The sequence below is a fragment of the Imbroritus primus genome (assembly GCF_964332355.1).
Lineage (GTDB): Bacteria > Pseudomonadota > Gammaproteobacteria > Burkholderiales > Burkholderiaceae > Imbroritus > Imbroritus primus.
In genome coordinates, this window is sequence record NZ_OZ201293.1 from 1,421,817 (window position 1) to 1,440,182 (window position 18,366).

Sequence of the window (18,366 nt, forward strand, 5' to 3'; positions counted from 1 at the left end):
GCGGGGGGCTGCAACGGACAAAGGCCGCGGGGGAACGCTGGCACCTTGTTGCCGATGAGCATTCAGGCAAGCGGAAAACTCGCACGCACGATCAGGCCGCTGCCAGGCGGTTCGCGGTTTACCATCGTCAACTGGCCGCCGGAACGTTGCACGATACGACTGACGATCGACATGCCCAGCCCGGCGCCCTTGGCCTCGGTGCGCGCCGAATCGAGCCGGTAGAACGGACGTGTCAGTAGCGGCAATTGATCGGCCGGCACGCCCTGGCCGTGGTCCATGACTTCCAGGATCGCCGCGCCATGCTCCATGCGCGTGACGATCACGATTTCCGCGCATTCCTTGCCTGGCGTCTTGCCATAACGGCGGGCGTTTTCCACGAGATTGTCAAGCACGCGCAGCACATCCATGCGGTTCGACAGGGCCGCGACGGAAGGCGCCAGTTGCAGTGTCAGCGTGACATCGGCCAGTGTGGCATAGCGTGGCACGGCTTCCTGCACAAGTTCCGACAGATCGACGGGACTCGCTGCCGTGTCCGACGGGCGCGCATATTCCAGGAACTGGCCGATGATCTGGTCCATCTGCTCGATGTCGCCGATCATGGCATCCCGCGTGGCCTGGTCGGCCGGGCTCATTTCCGTCTCCAGCCGCAGCCGGGTCAACGGCGTGCGCAAGTCATGCGAAATGCCGGCCAGCATCACCACCCGGTCGTGTTCCAGCTGGCGCAGATCCTTCACCATCTGGTTGAAACTGTGGTTGGCGAGCGCCACCTCGCTGGCCCCGCGCTCGGGCAGCGGCGCGGGCTCCTGACCGGTACCGAGCTCGCGAGCCGCGTTGGCCAGCACCTTGAGCGGATGGTTGACGCGCGACGTGATGAACGCCGCGCCCAGGATCGACAGTACCAGCGCCGCAATGCTCCACCACAGCCACTGCAGGCCGGGCACATGCTCGAAGCGATCCTGGCTGATGGCGACCCAGTAATCGTCCCCCTCGATCTGGAAGCTGATCCATACGCCGGGAATGTCGTTCACGGCTGTCGCGATCACGGTATCGTCGCCCAGCCGGGCGCGGATCTCGTGCTGCACCAGCTGCGTCAGGAATGGACTGGCAGTGGGTACTTTGTAGTTGTCCTCTTCCTCACGCGGATAGACCTTGATGCCTTCGTTCTGCACGAGGTCGAGCAGCAGGAAGCGCCGCCGCACCGGGTCGGAATAGAGCAGGGCCGCACGGGTCAGCTTGACCACGCTGACCACCTGCAGCGCAATCTGCTGGGCGCGCGGCGCGCGCTCGAAGATGCGGAAGCTCTGGAACCACATGCCGAGCGACAGCACGATCAGCAGGGCAATGAGCATGAAGGTCCGCCAGAACAGCGAACCGAAGAAGTCGGAGAAGACGCGCCTGAACACGATACGGCAGTGCCGTTATTTCACGCCATCCGGAATAAAGACATAGCCAAGTCCCCACACCGTCTGGATGAAGCGCGGATTGCTCGGATCCGTTTCGATCAGCTTGCGCAAGCGCGAGATCTGGACGTCCAGGCTGCGGTCGAAGACTTCATATTCCCGGCCTCGAGCCATTTCCATGAGCTTCTCGCGCGACAGGGGCTGGCGCGGGTGGCGGGCGAAAACCTTGAGTACCGAGAATTCGCCGGTCGTCAGCGTGATTTCATCCTCGCCCTTGGTCAGCGTGCGGGTCGCGAGATTGAGGACGAAATCGCCGAAGGCAAAGCTTTCCGGCGCTTCCGATGGCGCACCCGGCACTTCAGCGGGGCCTTTGCGACGCAGTACTGCATGAATGCGCGCAATCAGTTCGCGCGGATTGAAGGGCTTGGGCAGGTAATCGTCCGCGCCCATTTCCAGCCCGACAATGCGGTCCACATCCTCGCCCTTGGCAGTGAGCATGATGATCGGCGTCTGGTCATTGGCTCCGCGGAGCCGGCGGCAGATCGACAGGCCATCTTCCCCGGGCATCATCAGGTCGAGCACCAGCAGGTCGAAGCGCTCGCGTAGCCAGAGCTTGTTCATCGCCGTGGCGTTTTCCGCCACCAGTACCGTAAACCCCTGATCGCCCAGATAGCGACGCAGCAGATCGCGCAAACGGGGGTCGTCGTCTACGACAAGAATCTTGTAGCTGGTATTTTCCATGGCGGTATCTTAGCGATAAAAGCAAGCCGGTTAAACAGACAATCGCGGGGAATCAACGAAAGAGAAACAACTGGTTACATACTTTACGTGACCACGGAAGGCCTTGTGCACCCTACGCCCGCGCGTGCACGGTAAACTTTCGGGCAGCCACCGAACTCCATCGGACTGCCGATCGACCAAATCATTCCCGCAGACTGACGCGCCATTTTCCCATGCCTTTATCCCGGCTGCTTGTTTCCGTTGCCTTGCTGTTTGCGGCGTCCGCATTGGCGCTGCCGGAAGGCGTCGCCCATGCAGCCGGAGACCGCAAGACGAAGATGCGCAAGGACACAGGGCGGCATGGCAAGGAGCCGGGGCAGGCAGCCCGTCGCGAGCGGGAACGCCGGGCAGCGCCAGCGCATGGACACCAGCAGGGACGCCCGCAGGGGCGCCATGGCGGCGGGCACATGCTGGCCCCCAACGAGCGGCAGAACCTGCGCCAGAGCGTGTACGACGCCATGCGCGATATCTATCACGGCGGCTGATCCAGCGGAATACCCCGTATGACGCGTTATCGGCCTGCAAGCGGCAGGTCGCCAGTGAGTTGCGCCCATAATGTGTGTGCTGCCTGCAGACCGCTCCGAACTGCGCTTTCCAGCGTAGCCGGATAAGGTCCGGCCGTGTAGTCGCCGGCTAGCACCAGCCCTGGCAAGCCGGTCGCGTTTTCGGGACGGCAGATGCCGGGGCGGCTGCGGAAAGTCGCCTGCTTCTCCGTGATGACCAGTGCCTTGTCCGGCAGCAGGCATGCCTGCAGATCAGCCGCGGGAACCACGCCGCGCAACTCCTCCAGCAATTGATGGCATACCGCCGCGGTAAGATCGGCCCGTGGCCGTTGTACCGCATCGTCTGCGACACTGATGACGATGGCCCAATGCTCATGATCTGGCGAACCGGGGGGAGCAGACAGCTGGCCGCGATCGAAGAGAAACTGCCCGAAGGCGCCGGATGCGGGATCGCAGCGTAGCGCCAGCATGGGGTGTGGGAGGCGGACGCCGGGTGCGGGAAGGTATACCGTCGTGATCGGCGCATGGGTGAGTGCTGCGAGTTGCGTGCAGAGTGCCTCGCGCGCCAGTAGAGCGCTCGCGTCCGTCAACGCGATGCCATTAATCAGTCGGCTAGCGTCGCGCGGTGCGGTGGCGAGCACGATGCCGTCGACCTCAAGCTCATCCGGCGTCGTCATCACATTCCAGCCGGATGCACCGGGCATGAGTCCTCGCACTGGCTTTCCGAGGTGGACCTGGCTGCCATGCCGGGCCAGCCAGTTGGCTGCAGGTTCGGCGAACAATGCGCCGAAGTCGATGCGTGGCACGAGCATATCGCTGCTGCCCGGTCCGGACAGCAGGGCGTCGCGCAGGACATTGAGAAAGACCTGGGCGCTGGCCTCTTCGATGGGCGTATTGAGCGCCGAGATACAGAGTGGCTGCCAGATCCTGTCGATGGTTTGAACGGGTTCTCCGGCCAGCCATTGCGCGACGGTGAGAGCGTCGTGGCAACGCCAGCCCCGTAAGGCGGCGACTGCCAGCTTGCGCACCAGCCGCACACGTTCACCGAGCGGGATGCTGCGCGCCTGCCACAGACCCGCGAGCAGGTGCCATGGTCGGCCACCTGGCGTGGCGGCGAGCGCAAATCCGTCGGCATAGCGGATCTGCAGCGGCAGCCGCAGCAGCGCCGTGGCCGGCGTCACGCCGACCCGCTGCATCAGATCAAGACAGGTACGATATGCGCCGAGCAGGATGTGCTGGCCGTTATCGAGGCGGAGCCGGATAGTCCGATCGCGGTTGTCGTCCGTCAGCGCGCGGGCGCGGCCGCCGAGCGTGCGCGCCCGTTCCAGCACCGTGACAGTGGCCCCGAGCGTGGTCAGCTCAAGTGCCGCCGCCAGCCCGGCCCAGCCACCGCCAATCACGGCAACATGTGGGTTGGCGGCATGGTGTGCGGCAGTATGCGGCGAGGCGACCCGGGATGCCGCAACCTGTGGCGAAGACTGGCGCGAAGTCTGCGGGGGCAGGTGCGCGCGCATCACGGTCAGCGTGCCTGGAAGCTGGTCTTGCTGGCGATCCACAGTTTCCGGACCGGGGTGAGGGCGATGCGCTGGTGCAGGACTTCAAAGCCGGTCGCTTCGATTTCGTCCAGCAGCGTTGCATAGATGGCGCCCATGATCAGGCCGGCCCGTTGCGCACGGCGATCTTCCGCCGGCAGCATGGCAAGCGCTTCGCGGTAGGTCGTACGGGCGCGTTCCGCCTGGAACTTCATCAGAGCGCGATACTTGTCCGAGTAGCGCGCCTGCATCAGGTCGGCTGCTGGCACTTCGAAGCGCTGCAGGTCTTCCATCGGCAGGTAGATACGGCCATTGCGGGCATCCTCGCCGACATCGCGGATAATATTGATGAGCTGCAGGGCCAGGCCCAGGCGTGCCGCATACTCAAGCGTCGCGGGTTGCGTGCAGCCGAAGATGCGTGCCGACAGCAACCCCACCACGCCGGCGACACGATGGCAGTATTGGCGCAGTCCGGCGAAGTCCAGATAGCGGCTTTGCCGCAGATCCATGTCCATGCCTTCGAGGATCGCCTCCAGGTCTTCCTGCGGCAGGCCATATTCCGGCACATGCGGGGCCAGCGCCTGCGTGACCGGATGCGTGGGCTGGCCGGCATACAGCCGCGCCAGCTCCTGCCGCCACCAGGCCAACCGCACATGTGCCAGCTCGCCGTGGGGAGCATCCGCCGTGGCATGCTGCATCGGGTCGCCGTCGACGATATCGTCGACCTCGCGGCAGAATGCATACAGCGCCACGATGGCGCGGCGACGGGGGGTGGGAAGGAACAGAAAGCTGTAGTAGAAACTGCTGCCGCTTTGCGCGACTTTCTGCTCGCAGTACTGATCTGGCGTCAAAACGGTTCCGTCGAAAAGAGGTCTCTGGGCCGCCCTTGATGAGCGCTATGGGAATGACTGCGACAGGACAGCGTTGCCGCGTTGCGCATGCTCGGCTGCCTTAGCCGGCAGGAGGCACGCGCATGACAGCGGCGCGCGCGAGCATGATGCACCAGTCGGCTGCGCGCAGCGTGGGGCGTTGCCTGAACACATCGTACCGCGCGGCTTCAATACGCTCCAGGATACGCAATCCACCCTGTACGATGAGGCGTAGTTCCCAGCCGATCCGCCGTGCCGTACCGGGCGGCATGCCAAGTGCCAGTGGCGCGCCGGATTGTAGCATTGCGCGCGTCCGATCGACCCACTCCGACATCAGGGCGCGCCACTGCGCATCACAGCGGCCTTCGGCGAAATGGGCATCAGTCACGCCATGCCGGGCGCAGGCATCCGCGGGCAGGTAGACGCGTTGCTTGCGCCAGTCCACGGCCACATCCTGGCAAAAATTCACCAGTTGCAAACCCGTGCAGATCGCATCCGACTGGGCGAGACGTTCCGGCGTGGCCGCGCCGTACAGATGCAGCATCAGGTGACCGACCGGATTGGCGGAGCGGGTGCAGTAGTCGAGCAGCATGGCTGCGTCCGTCATGCGGACAAACCGCGCATCCTGTTCGAACGCCGACAGCAGTTCGTACAGCGGCTGCAGAGGCAAGCGATACTGGCGCACGACCTCAGCCAGATCCTGGAACATTGGCGCACGCGCCGGCATATCCTGTGCGATGCGGTCGAGCTCCGCGCGATATTCGGCCAGCAAGGCTAGCCGCTCTACGGCCGGAGCATCGCCTTCGTCGGCAATGTCGTCGGCGCTGCGCGCGATACGGTAGATCACCGTCACCGGCCAGCGCAGCGCCTTGGGCAACAGCAGGCTGGCAACCGGGAAGTTCTCGTAATGATCGATCCGGGTGTCGGTACGGGCGGCCATCGGGGTGCCGGCTGCAGAAGGTAGAGAGGGGCGGCCTGAGGTCATGGCGCGATTTAACCATAGGTTAGTGTCCTGGCATCTTCTGTGCGGCCCTGGTTCGCGTGCCAATTCGAGCAATGATTCGCGAAGTTATCCGCGCAGCCATGCGAGCAGAATGGATTGATGGTACAGGCTGGCTGTGAGGCTAAATCAGGCCAGAGCGCATGTTTTACGCCTATGTCGGTAAGGTGAGGCTCAAGCGCCATCGGCACCGTTCTCGTTTGACGCCTCCCAACCCCTTCGATATATTACTGACCCATCGGTAATTTACTGGAATGGTCATGTCGGATTTGCGCATCCCAGGCGTTCGCCCGGGCATTGCCGTCGTACCCCGAGCACCCACGAGAACGGCGGGCAGTCTCTGGCGGCGGATGGCAGCAGCTGGTGCAGTGGCGTGTCTGCTGGTGGCATGCGGCAAGCAACCCGAGGCTGAAGCCCCGCCACGCCCGGTGCGCCTGATGAAGCTGCAGCCAGCGGGTGCCGACAGTGCAGTGACTTATTCTGGCAATGTGCAGGCGCGCATCGAGTCGCGCCTGGGCTTTCGCGTCGGCGGCAAGGTGGCTGCGCGCCTGGTCGACGTTGGCGCGACGGTCAAGAAAGGGCAGGTGCTTGCGCGGCTCGATCTGGCGGATCTGAAGCTGGCCGAGAGCGGTTCCCGGGCCCAGCTGGAAGCTGCCCGGACCGAACGCGACCTCGCGCACAGCGATCTCAAGCGTTTCGATGACCTGTACGCCAAAGGCTTCATCAGCGCCGCCGAACAGCAGCGCCGCAAGGCGACGTACGATGCCGCAGAGGCGCGCTACCGGCAGGCGCAGGCCGGGCTGAGCAGCCAGTCCAACCAGCTCGCCTATGGCGAACTCCTGGCGGACGCAGAGGGCGTGGTGACGGCGATCGAAGCCGAGGTCGGGCAGGTGGTGTCGCCTGGCCAGCCAGTCGTGCGCGTGGCGCAGACGGCAGAGAAAGAGGTGGTCATCGCCTTGCCAGAGGATCAGGTTGGGCAGGTACGTGTCGGGGCTGCCGCGACGGTACGCCTGTGGGCTGATGAAGCGCGCACGCTCCCAGGTCGTGTGCGCGAGATTGCTCCGGCAGCAGACGCCGCCACCCGAACGTATACCGTGCGCGTCGCGCTGCCCAATCCGCCCGCCGAGCTCCGCCTGGGCATGACGGCAACGGTCATGCTGGCCCGCGATGCCGCTGCGCAGGCGTTGAGCGTACCGCTCAGTGCGCTCCTGCAGGTCAATGGCCACAGCCAGGTATGGATCTATGATCCGGCCAGCCAGTCGGTGAGCCCGGTAACGGTCACGCTTGGCGATCCAGTGGACAACCGGGTGACGGTGACACAAGGCCTTCAGCCTGGGAAGCTTATCGTGACTGCGGGTGTTCATCTGCTCAAGCCTGGCCAGAAAGTGCGCGTGATGGGCGATGAGGCAGGCAACGGGCATCAAGCGGCCTCCACGCCAGCTACGGCCCCCAATCGTACAGCGCCGGCCCGGTAAATCGCCTCATGAACCCTTCCCGCTTCAATCTTTCGCGCTGGGCGCTCGAGCATCAGGCGCTGACGCGTTACCTGCTTGTCGTGCTGCTGCTGGGCGGCATGCTCGCCTTCTTCCAGCTCGGTCAGGACGAGGACCCGCCGTTTACCTTCCGTGCCATGGTGGTTCGCGCAGTCTGGCCGGGAGCGACGGCGGAGCAGATCGCCGTCCAGGTTACCGACAAGATCGAGAAGACCCTGCAGGAAGTGCCGTACGCAGACAAGATCCGCAGCTATTCCAAGCCAGGCGAAACGATGATTATCTTTCAGTTGAAAGATAACTCGCCGGCCAAGGAAATCAGCCAGATCTGGTACACCGTCCGCAAGAAGGTCGGCGACCTTGCCGGTACGTTTCCGGCGGGCGTGCATGGCCCGTTCTTCAACGACGAGTTTGGCGATGTCTACGGCTCGATCTACGCACTCTCTTCGGATGGCTTCAGCTATCGGGAATTGCGCGATTACGCCGATGCCGTGCGACAACAGCTGCTGCGCGTGAAGTCGGTCGCCAAGGTCGAACTGCTGGGCGTGCAGGACGAAAAGGTTTATATCGAATTCCAGCAGGCGCGCATGGCGCAGCTGGGTCTCGATATCAACAGCATCGCGACGCAGATTGCCCAGCAGAACAATCTGGAAGGCAGCGGCGTGCTGGTGACGCCGACCGACAACATGCAGATCCGCCTGTCCGGCGCATTCAGCGATACCGCGGACCTTGCCAACCTGGTGTTGCGGGTGCCTAGTGGTGCCAATACGGGTTCGAATGCCGGCCGCAATGTAAGGCTCGGCGATATCGCCACGATCCATCGCGACTATATCGACCCGCCCAACTCGAAGATGCGCTTCAACGGCAAGGAAGTCATCGGCCTGGGGATCTCGATGGCCAAGGGGGGCGACATCATTGCCCTGGGCAAGGCGCTGGAGCAGACGGTTGCCGAGGTGCGCCAGGGCCTGCCGGTCGGGATCGAGCTGGCCCAGGTACAGGACCAGCCGCAGGCGGTCAAATCGTCTGTCAACGAGTTCGTGAAAGTGCTGATCGAGGCCGTGGTCGTGGTGCTGGCCGTCAGCTTTCTGTCCCTGGGACTGCATACGCGTCCGCTACGCATCGATACGCGGCCGGGTCTGGTCGTGGGCCTGACGATCCCGCTCGTGCTCGCCGTGACATTCCTCTTCATGAACATCTTCGATATCGGCCTGCACAAGATCTCGCTGGGTGCGCTGATCATCGCGCTCGGCTTGCTGGTAGACGATGCCATCATCGCCGTGGAGATGATGGTGCGCAAGCTGGAAGAGGGCTTTTCCAAGATGGAGGCGGCGACCTTCGCCTATACCTCCACGGCCATGCCGATGCTGACCGGTACGCTGATCACCGCGGCTGGCTTCCTGCCTGTTGGCCTGGCGCGCTCCACTGTTGGCGAGTACACCTTCGGCATCTTTGCCGTGACCGCGCTGGCGCTGGTGCTGTCGTGGTTTGCCGCCGTGGTGTTTACTCCCTACCTGGGCTATCTCCTGCTCAAGACCAAGCCGCGCGGCCAGCACGGCGGTTCGCATCACGAGCTGTTCGATACGCCGTTCTACAACCGCTTCCGCCGTCTCGTTGACTGGTGCGTGACCTACCGCAAGATCGTGATCGCGGCGACGCTCGCTACGTTCGCACTTGGGCTGTTCGGGTTCCAGTATGTCGAAAAGCAGTTTTTCCCGGACTCCAGCCGCCCCGAACTGATGGTCGAGATCTGGCAGCCTGAAGGTTCCAGCTACACGCAGAACGAAGTCGATGTGAAGCGCTTCGAAACCCTGATCGCGCAGGAGCCGGACGTCGTCAGCATCACGTCGTTCGTCGGCACCGGCGCGCCGCGTTTCTACCTGCCTTTGGATCAGATATTTCCGCAGACCAACGTCGCGCAGATCATCGTCATGCCGTCCGACCTGAAGGCGCGCGAGCGTCTGCGCAAGCGGATCCAGACTGTGCTTGACGAGTCGTTCCCGCATGCCCGTGGCCGGGTCAAGCTGCTGCCTAATGGGCCGCCCGTGCCATATCCCGTCCAGTTCCGCGTGGTGGGGCCAGACATGAAGCTGGTGCGCAAGTATGCGGATGAAGTCAAGGCCGTGATGGCGCAAAATCCCTATACCGTGGGCGTGAACGACAACTGGAACGAATCCGTCAAGATCCTGCGGCTCGATATCGACCAGGACAAGGCGCGCGCCCTGGGCGTCACCACCAATACCATCGCGCAGGCGACGCAAGCCATCCTCACCGGCGTGCCGGTCGGACAGTTCCGCGATGGCGTGCGGCTGATCGATATTGTCATGCGCACGCCCCGCGAAGAGCGCGACACCATGTCCGACCTGCAGAGCGCGGTCGTGCGGACCAGTAACGGGCAAAGTGTGCCGTTGACGCAGCTTGTCCGTATCCATCTGGCCTCGGAACCGGGTGTGATCTGGCGTGAGAATGGCGATTTCGGCATTACCGTGCAGGCCGATGTGGTTGATGGTATCCAGGGGCCCACGGTGACCGCGCAGGTCAATCCGCAGCTCGACGGCATCCGCAAGCGCCTGCCGATGGGCTACCAGATCAAGATCGCCGGCGCCGAGGAAGAGAGCGCCAACGCTGGCGCCTCGATTGCCGCGCAGATGCCATTGTGCATCTTCCTGATCTTCACGCTGCTGATGCTCCAGCTGCACAGCTTCTCGCGTTCCGTGATGGTGTTCCTGACCGGCCCGCTGGGACTGATCGGCGCGGCCGGTACGCTGCTGCTCCTGCAGGCGCCGATGGGCTTCGTGGCGCAGTTGGGCATCACGGCCCTGATGGGCATGATCATCCGCAACTCGGTGATCCTGGTCGACCAGATTGAGCAGGATATCCAGGCCGGTGTGCCCGTTTGGACTGCGATCGTGGAATCTGCCGTACGGCGTTTCCGGCCGATCATCCTGACGGCGGCAGCGGCCGTGCTGGCCATGATCCCGCTGTCGCGCAGCGTGTTCTGGGGACCAATGGCCGTTGCCATCATGGGCGGGCTGATCGTTGCCACCGTGCTGACACTGCTGTTCCTGCCAGCCCTGTATGCCGCGTGGTTCCGTGTCAAGCGGCCCGAGGCCGAGGGCGGTGTGCCAGCGCACAGCAGCTGACATGCCTTGCGTTCCTGTCCGGCACTGCAGTATTCCGGAGCGAGATGCCGCGCGGAGCTGGCACCCCCCGCTGGGGTACCTGGCCATTGCCTCGATTAATGAAAGGTGGCAGGACAACCTGGACGCATCCTCTTCCGCTTGGTATAACCGCGGGCGAATGGATTCCTGATTCAAGAGGGTGCAATGCTGTTGATGCTGGACGAGGAGGAACTCCGCTGTACGGTCGCTGCGATCAAGGATCGTCTCATGGAGCAGCGCAAGCACTACGCATGGCAAATCGATCAGGGATATCGCTGGCCTCCCGAGGATTTCGATATTCCCCTGCTTGAAGCCCTTGAAACCAAGTATCAGGACGCACTGCGCGCGGTACGCGACATGGGCGCCTGAGTGATGCCCTCTCCAGCGGGGTCGATGCGATACCGCTGGCGTGTCACGCGAAGCTGCGAATCAGCGCGAGCTGGTGACGCTGGCTGTGTCGATGGCCACGGCGGTGGCGTAGAAGGGAGTACGGGGAGTGCAGGGCGGTTCGACTGCCACGCGCCGCTGGGGCCAAGGCGGGGTGCAGCGTAATGTGCGCGAACCCCCCAGGGTAGCGGAGAGACTCGTGCTGAACCGAGCTTGGAATCCTGCTTCCGTGAGTTGGCAGGGCTTCACCCAGTGACCCACAAGGATTCGGGTGAATTTCCGGTGATATCGAGAGATGGTGCGAGGGAGGGGACTCGAACCCCTACACCATTGCTGGCGTCAGGACCTAAACCTGGTGCGTCTACCAATTTCGCCACCCTCGCACGGTCCCGGTTCGCCATTGTTTGGCGAAGGGCGGATTGTATCGCAATCCGCCCGCTTCGATCCAGTCGTTGTGCAATTTTATCCCTCGCGAGGCGGGTTGAGTGGCCTGCGACGCCGCAACCGACGGCCCGCGTTGCACCAGCCCGGCTTTGGCGCATGGAGGCTGCATCAGGGATTCCCCTGCGCGCAAGCGGGTCGATCTGGCAAGGAGTCTGCGCCCGGCAGTAAGCTATCGCTTTTGCCATGCCGTGGAGGCTGCCGGTGAAACAACGTTTGAACCTCTCCCAGGCCACGCCCGAACTGTATCGCGCCATCGCTGCGCTGGACGCGGCGGTGAAGCATTCGGGCATCGACCAGCAACTGCTACACCTCATCAAACTGCGCGCCTCGCAGATCAATGGCTGTGCGTTTTGCGTCAATATGCACGTTGAGGAATCGCTGGCCGATGGCATGCCGGCGCAGAAGCTTCATCTCGTGTCCGTATGGCGGGAGTCACCGCTGTTCGATGCACGCGAGCGCGCGGTCCTCGCACTGACGGAAAGCGTGACGCGCCTGTCGCAGAATGATGTGCCCGATGCATTATATGAAGAGGTGCGCGCGCATTTCGACGAAGTCGGCTTCTCGCAGCTGATCGTGGCGATTGGCGCCATCAACGTCTGGAACCGCGTCGCCGTATCGACGCGGATGGTCCACCCGCATTGATCCTGCCGTCCTGATGCCGCTGCGCTAATCCTGCCGCGCTGGCGGCACGGTCGACCCGCGGACAATCAGCTCCGCCTCGAACTCGATATGGATCGGCATCGGCTTGCCTTCGAGATGCGATACCACGAAGTCGGCGGCACAGGTGCCCATCTCGATGGCCGGCACCCGGATGGTGGTGAGCGAGGGTGTCATGTGCGATGACAGTTCGAAATCATCGAAGCCCGCAATGGACAGATCCTGCGGTACCGAGATACCGGTGGCGATGCATTCGCAGATCGCGCCGAACGCCAGGATGTCGTTGCCGCACAGGATGACTGTCGGCGGCTCCGGCGCATGCATCAGCACGCGCAGGGCGCTGCGACCGGCGGCAATTGTGTAAGGACTCTCGATGATCCGTTCGGGCGGCAGGGCAATGCCGCGTGCTGCCAGCGCCGCGCGGGCACCCTCGAGCCGCTGCGCCGCGCGGTCGTTGTTCTGCGTCAGGCCCGCGATCATGGCAAAGCGGCGGTGCCCAAGATCCAGCAGGTAATTGGTCAGGCGCATCATGGCCGCGCGGTTGTCGAAGCCGATGCACGGAGCCGGGCTGGCCGGGTTGTAGATCCAGGTGTTGACGAATGGGATGCGTTTGCTCTCCAGCAGCCGCAACACGCCCGGATGATGGGTTTCGCCGACGAGCACGATGGCATCCACGCCGTGCTCGATCAAAGACTGCACCTCCGCCACCTCGCGCGCTGCGTCGTAGTGGTTGCTGGCCAGCAGCAAGGTATAGCCATGGGCGTTCAGGCGGCTCTGCAGTGCATGCAGGGCCTGCGCGAAGATCGCATTGTCGATGGTCGGCACAATCGCGCCGACTGCCTTGAAGCGTTTCGAGACCAGCGAGCCCGCGGCACGATAGGGGATGTAGCCCAGCGCGTCGGCGGCGGCGCGCACCTGCGCCACCATCTCGGCGCTTGCACGGCCCGGCTTGTTGAGCGCACGCGATACCGTCGCTACCGACACGCCAGCCTTGCGCGCAACATCCTTGATCGTGATGGGCGAATCTGCAGGTTTCATCGCATTATGGAAAACGTTTTCCGGTTAGGCACCTGCTTATTCTAGCGGCGAAAAGGCGAGCCAAGGGCACTTTTTATATCTCTAGTAATTCCGCTATTTGATTGGGCTTATCAGTGTTTGTACTAGGTCTGGGATTTTGCCGGCCTGATCGTCTTGACAGGAGCTTTTACGGTCTACTACTCTGAGCCATGGCAAACGTTTTCCATTGCGGTCGAGAGTGTGGTTTTTCTCGGCGGATTGGCTGGCGTGTCCGGATGGCATTCGTCCGAAGCGATCGCGGTGGTGCCTTCAGCGGCGCTGATCCCACCCGAAAGGGCTGCTGGAATGCATGACCTGATCGCGCGGTATAGCCGGTTGACGCTCGCAGGTAGCAACAGAACAGCCTGTCGTGCCAATGGCACGGCAGTCCAGATTCGGTAGGCAAGATGGAGCTCAGGATGGAAAGTCGCGGTATGGCAGGGTTGTGCGTGGTGGTAACAGGCGGCGCCAGTGGTATCGGTGCGGCCACGGCTCGCAAGGTGGTCGAAGCAGGCGGCCATGTCGCCATCATGGATCTGAATGGCGAGGCCGCACAGACCCTCGCGCAGGCGCTTGGCGCCAGGGCACGCGGCATTCGCGTCGATGCGCTTGACCGCGACGCCGTCGCGGCTGGCTACGCTGCGGTCGCGGCTGACCTCCCGCCCATCAATGGCCTTGTCAACTGCGCAGGGTTGCCGCAGGTTCCCCGGTCGATCGAGGATTTTCCCGTCGAGGAATGGTCGCGCATCCTCGATTCCCATCTCAAGACGACGTATCTCGCCTGCCAGGTGATTGGCGGCGATATGGCTGCGCGTGGCGCAGGCGCTGTCGTCAACATCGCCTCGGTGCTGGCATTCCGCTCGGGACCGGTGCTGGCCTATGGCGCGGCCAAGGCTGCCGTCGTCAATCTGACCGAGGCCCTGGCCGTGCAGTGGGCAAAACGTGGCGTGCGCGTCAACGCCGTGGCGCCGGGCTGGACTGATACCCCGTTCCTGCGGCCCAAGGAACGCGGTGGCGAACGCGATTTCGGGCCGATCATCAACGCGACGCCGCAAGGCCGCCTCATGCAGCCATCGGAAATTGCCGAGGTCATCTATTTCCTGCTGAGTGCCAGCGCCAGCGGCGTGACCGGCGCGACGATTCCCTGCGATGGCGGCGTGACCATCGGCTGTGGCTGGATGCCATACGGCGGACTGCCTCAATAAGGCCATTCCGGACGCATCTTCGCAACGCGGGACATTCAGAACAAGAACACCCGGGGTGATGTGGAAACGCCTCGAAGGAGGAATGGATGCAGCAGAAAATCAGCAGGGGAGGTACATCGGCCATGTCCGCGCCGTTATCGCCTGGGCGAAGCAAGCCAGCGCTTTCCATCGAGCAGCGCCATCGTCGCCTGCGCTGGACGGTGAGGAGCGGGCTGATCGCCGCGCTCATTGGGTTCTGGTATCTGGCGACCGGCCCGCTGGAGCTGGTCGCCCCCATCAAGTTCCCATCGATCAGCGATGCCTATGCCGCATTCCGCCTGGCGCTCTCGCCTGGATATGCGGGCTCTACCTTGCTCGCACATATCGGATCGAGCCTCGGCCTGGTGCTGCTCGGTTTCGCCGCCGCCATCCTCACGGGCGTGCCGCTCGGCCTGCTCATGGGCTGGAACCGCATGGCCGATGCCTACCTGAATCCGATCTTCCAGATCATGCGGCCGATTGCCCCGATCGCCTGGATTCCGCTGACGATCCTGTGGTTCGGCCTCGGCATTTCCGCCAAGGTATTCGTGATCTGGCTGGCGGCCTTCTCGCCGGCACTGATCAATACGCACACCGGTATCCGCAACATCAACCCGGTGCTTGTAGAAGCCGCGCGCGTGCACGGCGCCTCGACCTGGCAACTGCTGCGCGACGTGGTCATTCCCAATGCCTTGCCGACCATCTTCACCGGTTTGCGGATCTCGTTGCAGGCCTGCTGGATGGTGCTGGTGGCGGCCGAACTGGTCGGGTCGTTCATGGGGCTCGGCTACATCATGATCAATGCCACGCGTGACCTCGATCCAAGCATGATCTTCGTGGCCATGGTCACCGTGGCGCTGCTCGGCGTGCTGATGAATACGGCACTGACCGTCATCGAACGGAGGGTCATGCCATGGAAGCGCTGATGCTCGAGGAAGATCGCGCCGCCAAGCGACGCGCCCAGCTGGAGGGCTGGATCCTGCCGGTACTCGGGGTGCTCACGCTGCTGGGTGGGTGGGCGCTGGTCACGGAATCGGGCCTGGTGCCGGAGAACTTCCTGCCAAGCCCGACACTGGTGTTCAAGGAGATGCTCTTGCTCACGCACGAGCCATACTCCGGCGCGCTGCTACAGGAGCATCTGCTCGCCAGTCTGCGCAAGTTTGCCATCGCCTATGTGCTGGGCGTGATCGTCGGTGTGCCGCTTGGCTTGCTGATGGGGCGCTTCCGCATCATGGAGTGGGCCTTCGGTCCAGTGATCGAAGCGCTGCGCTTCGTCCCGCCGATCGCCTGGGTGCCGTTCTCCATTCTCTGGCTCGGCACGGGCTTCCTGTCGCCGACGGTAGTGATCTTTTCCGGGGTGTTCTCGTCCTGCGTGGTCAATGCCTACAGCGGTGCGCGCCAGATCGACAATCCCCTGCTCGAAGCCGCGCAGATGCTGGGCGCGAGCCGCTGGCTGACGCTGACCGAAGTGCTGTTTCCCGCCGCGCTGCCGCAGATCGTCGCAGGCATGCGCATCGGCGCCGGCTTTGGCTGGCAGTCGCTGATCGGCGCGGAACTGATCGTCGGGTCGACCGGCCTGGGCTACATGATCATCCAGGGAGAGAGCAATCTCGCCGCACATGTCGTGGTGGTCGGGATGATCACCATCGGGGTGGTCGGTGCATTGATCGATTACGTGATGCGCCGTGTCGAACAGCGTATCCGCCGCAACTGGCGCAACTGATCCAGCGCGGGCCCGCGCTATTGCGGCACGGGTTCGCGCTCTGTACAACACACCCGCCAAAGGGAGGAGGCAAATGATGAGGCATCGCTATATCAAGGCACTGGCAGCACTCGCAACATCTTCGGTTCTCGCGGCAGCATTCAGCGCGCCGGCGGTCGCTGCGCCGGGCGACGACAAGGGGCCGGTGAAGATCCGGATTGCCCAGCAACCGCAGCGCTGGGGGCTGGAGTGGTATATCGCCACGCAAAAGGGGTGGTGGAAACAGGTGGGCCTCGACCCGGTCATGTCGACGTTCTCCTCAGGGGCGCCGGAAATCGCCGCCGGTGCGTCCGGCTCGTGGGATGTCGGCGGCGCCGGCAATATTCCCTCGGTGCTCGGCGCTTCGCGTTATGGTCTGCAGACCATTGGCCTGGCGGATGGCGAAGCGGCCATCATCTCCATCATGGCCACCAAGGACAAGGCAGACGCCTACGCCAAAAATCCTGCCTTGCTGAAAGGCAAGACCATTCCGGTGACGACCAATTCGACCGGTCACTGGGGCGCGGCAGTGTGCCTGGAGAAGAAGTTCGGCCTCAAGCCGGATGACTACCGCTTCGTCAATCTTTCGCCGTCCGAGATCAACGCCGCGGTCAACAGCGGACGCTATGACGTTGCACAGGTGTGGGCGCCCAACACCTACATCCTTGAATCGACCATCGGTGCCAAGGTGATCTGCACGGGTGCGGATGTCGGCCTGCCGATCACCAGCAACCTGTTTGTGACGCCGGCCTTCGCCAAGGAGAATCCGGATGCCGTAGCCAAGTTCCTGGCCGTGTACCTGCGCGCTGTTGCCTGGCAGCGTGCCAATCCGAAGGAAGCCGAAGCTTACCTGGGCGCTTTCTTCAAGTCTGTCGGCGTCAATATCCCGCCCGAGTACCTGGCCCGCGAGCTGCGTGACCGGCCGGCCTATACGCTGGCGGAACAATTGAAGATCTTCGATGGCGGCGAGAAGTCGCAGATGGCCGACTGGTGGATGCAGGTCAGCAAGTTCATGGAATCCGTGGGCGTGGTGCGCAAGATTCCTTCGGTCAAGGACCACGTGACCAACAAGTACCTGCTGATGATCCAGAACGATCCGAAGCTGAAGGCATTCGCCGAGAATACTGGCGACTGAATGCGTATATGGAAGGCGCCGTGCAATGTTGCGCGGCGTCTTCCAGCGCGGTTTCGGGATAGGAGACCACATGAGTCAGATCACATTCGAACAGGTGCGGCGCATCTTCCGGCGCGGGGATGAAACCTTCATGGCTTTGCGTGACGTCAGCTTCGAGGTGCGCGAGAAGGAATTCGTGGCGATTGTCGGGCCATCTGGCTGTGGCAAGACCACGCTGCTGCGCATGGCCGCGGGCCTGGAGTTTCCCTCCAGCGGCGCGGTGAAGGTGGGGGGCAAGCCCGTGAAAGGCCCCGGTCCCGAGCGTGCCGTGGTGTTCCAGCAGTTCGCACTGTTTCCATGGAAAACTGTTCGCGAGAATATTGCCTTCGGCGTCAAGTGCCAGGGTGCGGACGCCGCGCGGCAACAGGACGCGGTGACGCGGTATCTCCGGCTCATGGGTCTGGAGGGCTACGAGAATGCGTTTCCCCACCAGCTGTCGGGCGGCATGCAGCAGCGGGTGGCGATTGCCCGCAGCTACGCGCTCGATCCGGATGTACTGCTGATGGATGAACCGTTCGGCGCGCTCGATGCGCAAACGCGCGTGGTCATGCAGGAAGAACTGGTGCGCCTCGCGCGGGTGAACCCGCGCACGGTGCTGTTCATTACCCATAGCGTGGAAGAGGCGGTTTATCTTGCCGACCGTGTGGTGGTGCTGAGCGGCCGGCCCGGCCATGTGCAGGAAATCATCGATGTGGCGACCGTACGCAAGCAGGATGCGTGGGACAGTTGCGAGCACATCGAGGAAGTCATGGATCTGGAGTCCTTCGTGCATCTGCGCACGCGCATCTGGCGCCTGCTGCGGGAGCTGGAGCAGGGTGCGCCACGAACGCCGGCGGCGGCCGTGGCGTGATACTGGCGTGTTACCGTTGTGTTGTAGTTTCCTCGCTTTCCGGCCCGCGTGGCCGGATTTTTTTTGGGGAAGGCGTCATAAGGCAGCGAGCGCGTTGTATCG

The 18,366-nt window shown here is 63.3% G+C and carries 16 protein-coding genes and 1 tRNA gene; 10 read left to right on the forward strand and 7 right to left on the reverse strand.

The annotated features are described in order from the left end of the window. Positions 1 to 62 precede the first annotated feature (62 nt). Together ACQ3C8_RS06540 and ompR are read right to left on the reverse strand one after the other, a co-directional pair. Complete coding sequence (locus tag ACQ3C8_RS06540) at positions 63 to 1,349, reverse strand: ATP-binding protein (protein ID WP_050981073.1); 1,287 nt, start codon at positions 1,347 to 1,349, stop codon at positions 63 to 65. Positions 1,350 to 1,418: 69 nt separating this feature from the next. Beyond that, positions 1,419 to 2,141: a two-component system response regulator OmpR gene (gene ompR / locus ACQ3C8_RS06545; RefSeq protein WP_009522544.1), complete on the reverse strand. Its 723-nt coding sequence runs from the start codon at positions 2,139 to 2,141 to the stop codon at positions 1,419 to 1,421. Positions 2,142 to 2,353: 212 nt separating this feature from the next. Between ompR and ACQ3C8_RS06550 the strand changes: the two genes are divergently transcribed. Then, a complete protein-coding gene (locus ACQ3C8_RS06550; protein WP_428852888.1) occupies positions 2,354 to 2,665 on the forward strand; it encodes a hypothetical protein in 312 nt (103 codons plus the stop codon). Between the two features lie 26 nt (positions 2,666 to 2,691). On the opposite strand, the gene hpnE is transcribed toward ACQ3C8_RS06550, so the two are convergent. The 3 genes from hpnE to hpnC all read right to left on the reverse strand — a co-directional run bounded on the left by hpnE (position 2,692) and on the right by hpnC (position 6,024). Next, positions 2,692 to 4,239, reverse strand: coding sequence for a hydroxysqualene dehydroxylase HpnE (hpnE, locus tag ACQ3C8_RS06555; protein ID WP_428852889.1), 1,548 nt, complete (start codon positions 4,237 to 4,239; stop codon positions 2,692 to 2,694). Next, positions 4,203 to 5,066, reverse strand: a complete 864-nt coding sequence (gene hpnD / locus ACQ3C8_RS06560; RefSeq protein ID WP_428852890.1) for a presqualene diphosphate synthase HpnD — start codon at positions 5,064 to 5,066, stop codon at positions 4,203 to 4,205. The genes hpnE and hpnD overlap by 37 nt, the downstream gene beginning before the upstream one ends. 100 nt (positions 5,067 to 5,166) lie before the next feature. Then, positions 5,167 to 6,024: a squalene synthase HpnC gene (gene hpnC, locus ACQ3C8_RS06565; RefSeq protein ID WP_428852891.1), complete on the reverse strand. Its 858-nt coding sequence runs from the start codon at positions 6,022 to 6,024 to the stop codon at positions 5,167 to 5,169. 320 nt (positions 6,025 to 6,344) lie between these two features. Here hpnC and ACQ3C8_RS06570 point away from each other — a divergent pair, with 320 nt between their 5' ends. The 3 genes from ACQ3C8_RS06570 to ACQ3C8_RS06580 all read left to right on the forward strand — a co-directional run bounded on the left by ACQ3C8_RS06570 (position 6,345) and on the right by ACQ3C8_RS06580 (position 11,101). Continuing rightward, positions 6,345 to 7,559: an efflux RND transporter periplasmic adaptor subunit gene (locus tag ACQ3C8_RS06570; RefSeq protein ID WP_428852892.1), complete on the forward strand. Its 1,215-nt coding sequence runs from the start codon at positions 6,345 to 6,347 to the stop codon at positions 7,557 to 7,559. Positions 7,560 to 7,567: 8 nt separating this feature from the next. Continuing rightward, on the forward strand, positions 7,568 to 10,714 hold the full coding sequence (locus ACQ3C8_RS06575) for an efflux RND transporter permease subunit (protein ID WP_428852893.1): 3,147 nt from the start codon (positions 7,568 to 7,570) through the stop codon (positions 10,712 to 10,714). A gap of 183 nt (positions 10,715 to 10,897) precedes the next feature. Next, on the forward strand, positions 10,898 to 11,101 hold the full coding sequence (locus tag ACQ3C8_RS06580) for a hypothetical protein (RefSeq protein ID WP_428852894.1): 204 nt from the start codon (positions 10,898 to 10,900) through the stop codon (positions 11,099 to 11,101). A gap of 314 nt (positions 11,102 to 11,415) precedes the next feature. On the opposite strand, the gene ACQ3C8_RS06585 is transcribed toward ACQ3C8_RS06580, so the two are convergent. Next, positions 11,416 to 11,502 (reverse strand) — tRNA-Leu (locus ACQ3C8_RS06585). Positions 11,503 to 11,764: 262 nt separating this feature from the next. On the opposite strand from ACQ3C8_RS06585, the gene ACQ3C8_RS06590 reads away from it, so the two are divergent. Then, positions 11,765 to 12,205, forward strand: coding sequence for a carboxymuconolactone decarboxylase family protein (locus tag ACQ3C8_RS06590; protein WP_428852895.1), 441 nt, complete (start codon positions 11,765 to 11,767; stop codon positions 12,203 to 12,205). A gap of 24 nt (positions 12,206 to 12,229) precedes the next feature. Here ACQ3C8_RS06590 and ACQ3C8_RS06595 read toward each other — a convergent pair whose 3' ends face one another. Beyond that, complete coding sequence (locus ACQ3C8_RS06595; RefSeq protein ID WP_009522552.1) at positions 12,230 to 13,258, reverse strand: LacI family DNA-binding transcriptional regulator; 1,029 nt, start codon at positions 13,256 to 13,258, stop codon at positions 12,230 to 12,232. Between the two features lie 437 nt (positions 13,259 to 13,695). Here ACQ3C8_RS06595 and ACQ3C8_RS06600 point away from each other — a divergent pair, with 437 nt between their 5' ends. The 5 genes from ACQ3C8_RS06600 (at position 13,696) to ACQ3C8_RS06620 (ending at position 18,264) form a co-directional block, all read left to right on the forward strand. Further along, positions 13,696 to 14,481: an SDR family NAD(P)-dependent oxidoreductase gene (locus ACQ3C8_RS06600; protein WP_009522553.1), complete on the forward strand. Its 786-nt coding sequence runs from the start codon at positions 13,696 to 13,698 to the stop codon at positions 14,479 to 14,481. Positions 14,482 to 14,603: 122 nt separating this feature from the next. Continuing rightward, complete coding sequence (locus tag ACQ3C8_RS06605; RefSeq protein ID WP_428852896.1) at positions 14,604 to 15,425, forward strand: ABC transporter permease; 822 nt, start codon at positions 14,604 to 14,606, stop codon at positions 15,423 to 15,425. Continuing rightward, on the forward strand, positions 15,413 to 16,222 hold the full coding sequence (locus ACQ3C8_RS06610) for an ABC transporter permease (RefSeq protein WP_428852897.1): 810 nt from the start codon (positions 15,413 to 15,415) through the stop codon (positions 16,220 to 16,222). Before ACQ3C8_RS06605 ends, ACQ3C8_RS06610 begins: the two co-directional genes overlap by 13 nt. Positions 16,223 to 16,295: 73 nt before the next feature. Next, positions 16,296 to 17,375, forward strand: coding sequence for an ABC transporter substrate-binding protein (locus ACQ3C8_RS06615; RefSeq protein ID WP_428852898.1), 1,080 nt, complete (start codon positions 16,296 to 16,298; stop codon positions 17,373 to 17,375). A gap of 70 nt (positions 17,376 to 17,445) precedes the next feature. After that, on the forward strand, positions 17,446 to 18,264 hold the full coding sequence (locus ACQ3C8_RS06620) for an ABC transporter ATP-binding protein (protein ID WP_428852899.1): 819 nt from the start codon (positions 17,446 to 17,448) through the stop codon (positions 18,262 to 18,264). Positions 18,265 to 18,366 lie beyond the last annotated feature (102 nt).

Bases quoted from the DNA above. Each gene is read 5' to 3' on its own strand.
- ACQ3C8_RS06600 (WP_009522553.1), top strand. From the start codon at position 13,696: ATGGAAAGTCGCGGTATGGCAGGGTTGTGCGTGGTGGTAACAGGCGGC.
- ACQ3C8_RS06570 (WP_428852892.1), top strand. From the start codon at position 6,345: ATGTCGGATTTGCGCATCCCAGGCGTTCGCCCGGGCATTGCCGTCGTA.
- ACQ3C8_RS06610 (WP_428852897.1), top strand. From the start codon at position 15,413: ATGGAAGCGCTGATGCTCGAGGAAGATCGCGCCGCCAAGCGACGCGCC.
- ompR (WP_009522544.1), bottom strand. From the start codon at position 2,141: ATGGAAAATACCAGCTACAAGATTCTTGTCGTAGACGACGACCCCCGT.
- ACQ3C8_RS06580 (WP_428852894.1), top strand. From the start codon at position 10,898: ATGCTGTTGATGCTGGACGAGGAGGAACTCCGCTGTACGGTCGCTGCG.
- ACQ3C8_RS06540 (WP_050981073.1), bottom strand. From the start codon at position 1,349: ATGCTCATTGCCCTGCTGATCGTGCTGTCGCTCGGCATGTGGTTCCAG.
- ACQ3C8_RS06620 (WP_428852899.1), top strand. From the start codon at position 17,446: ATGAGTCAGATCACATTCGAACAGGTGCGGCGCATCTTCCGGCGCGGG.
- ACQ3C8_RS06595 (WP_009522552.1), bottom strand. From the start codon at position 13,258: ATGAAACCTGCAGATTCGCCCATCACGATCAAGGATGTTGCGCGCAAG.
- ACQ3C8_RS06575 (WP_428852893.1), top strand. From the start codon at position 7,568: ATGAACCCTTCCCGCTTCAATCTTTCGCGCTGGGCGCTCGAGCATCAG.
- ACQ3C8_RS06550 (WP_428852888.1), top strand. From the start codon at position 2,354: ATGCCTTTATCCCGGCTGCTTGTTTCCGTTGCCTTGCTGTTTGCGGCG.
- ACQ3C8_RS06615 (WP_428852898.1), top strand. From the start codon at position 16,296: ATGATGAGGCATCGCTATATCAAGGCACTGGCAGCACTCGCAACATCT.
- ACQ3C8_RS06605 (WP_428852896.1), top strand. From the start codon at position 14,604: ATGTCCGCGCCGTTATCGCCTGGGCGAAGCAAGCCAGCGCTTTCCATC.
- hpnC (WP_428852891.1), bottom strand. From the start codon at position 6,024: ATGGCCGCCCGTACCGACACCCGGATCGATCATTACGAGAACTTCCCG.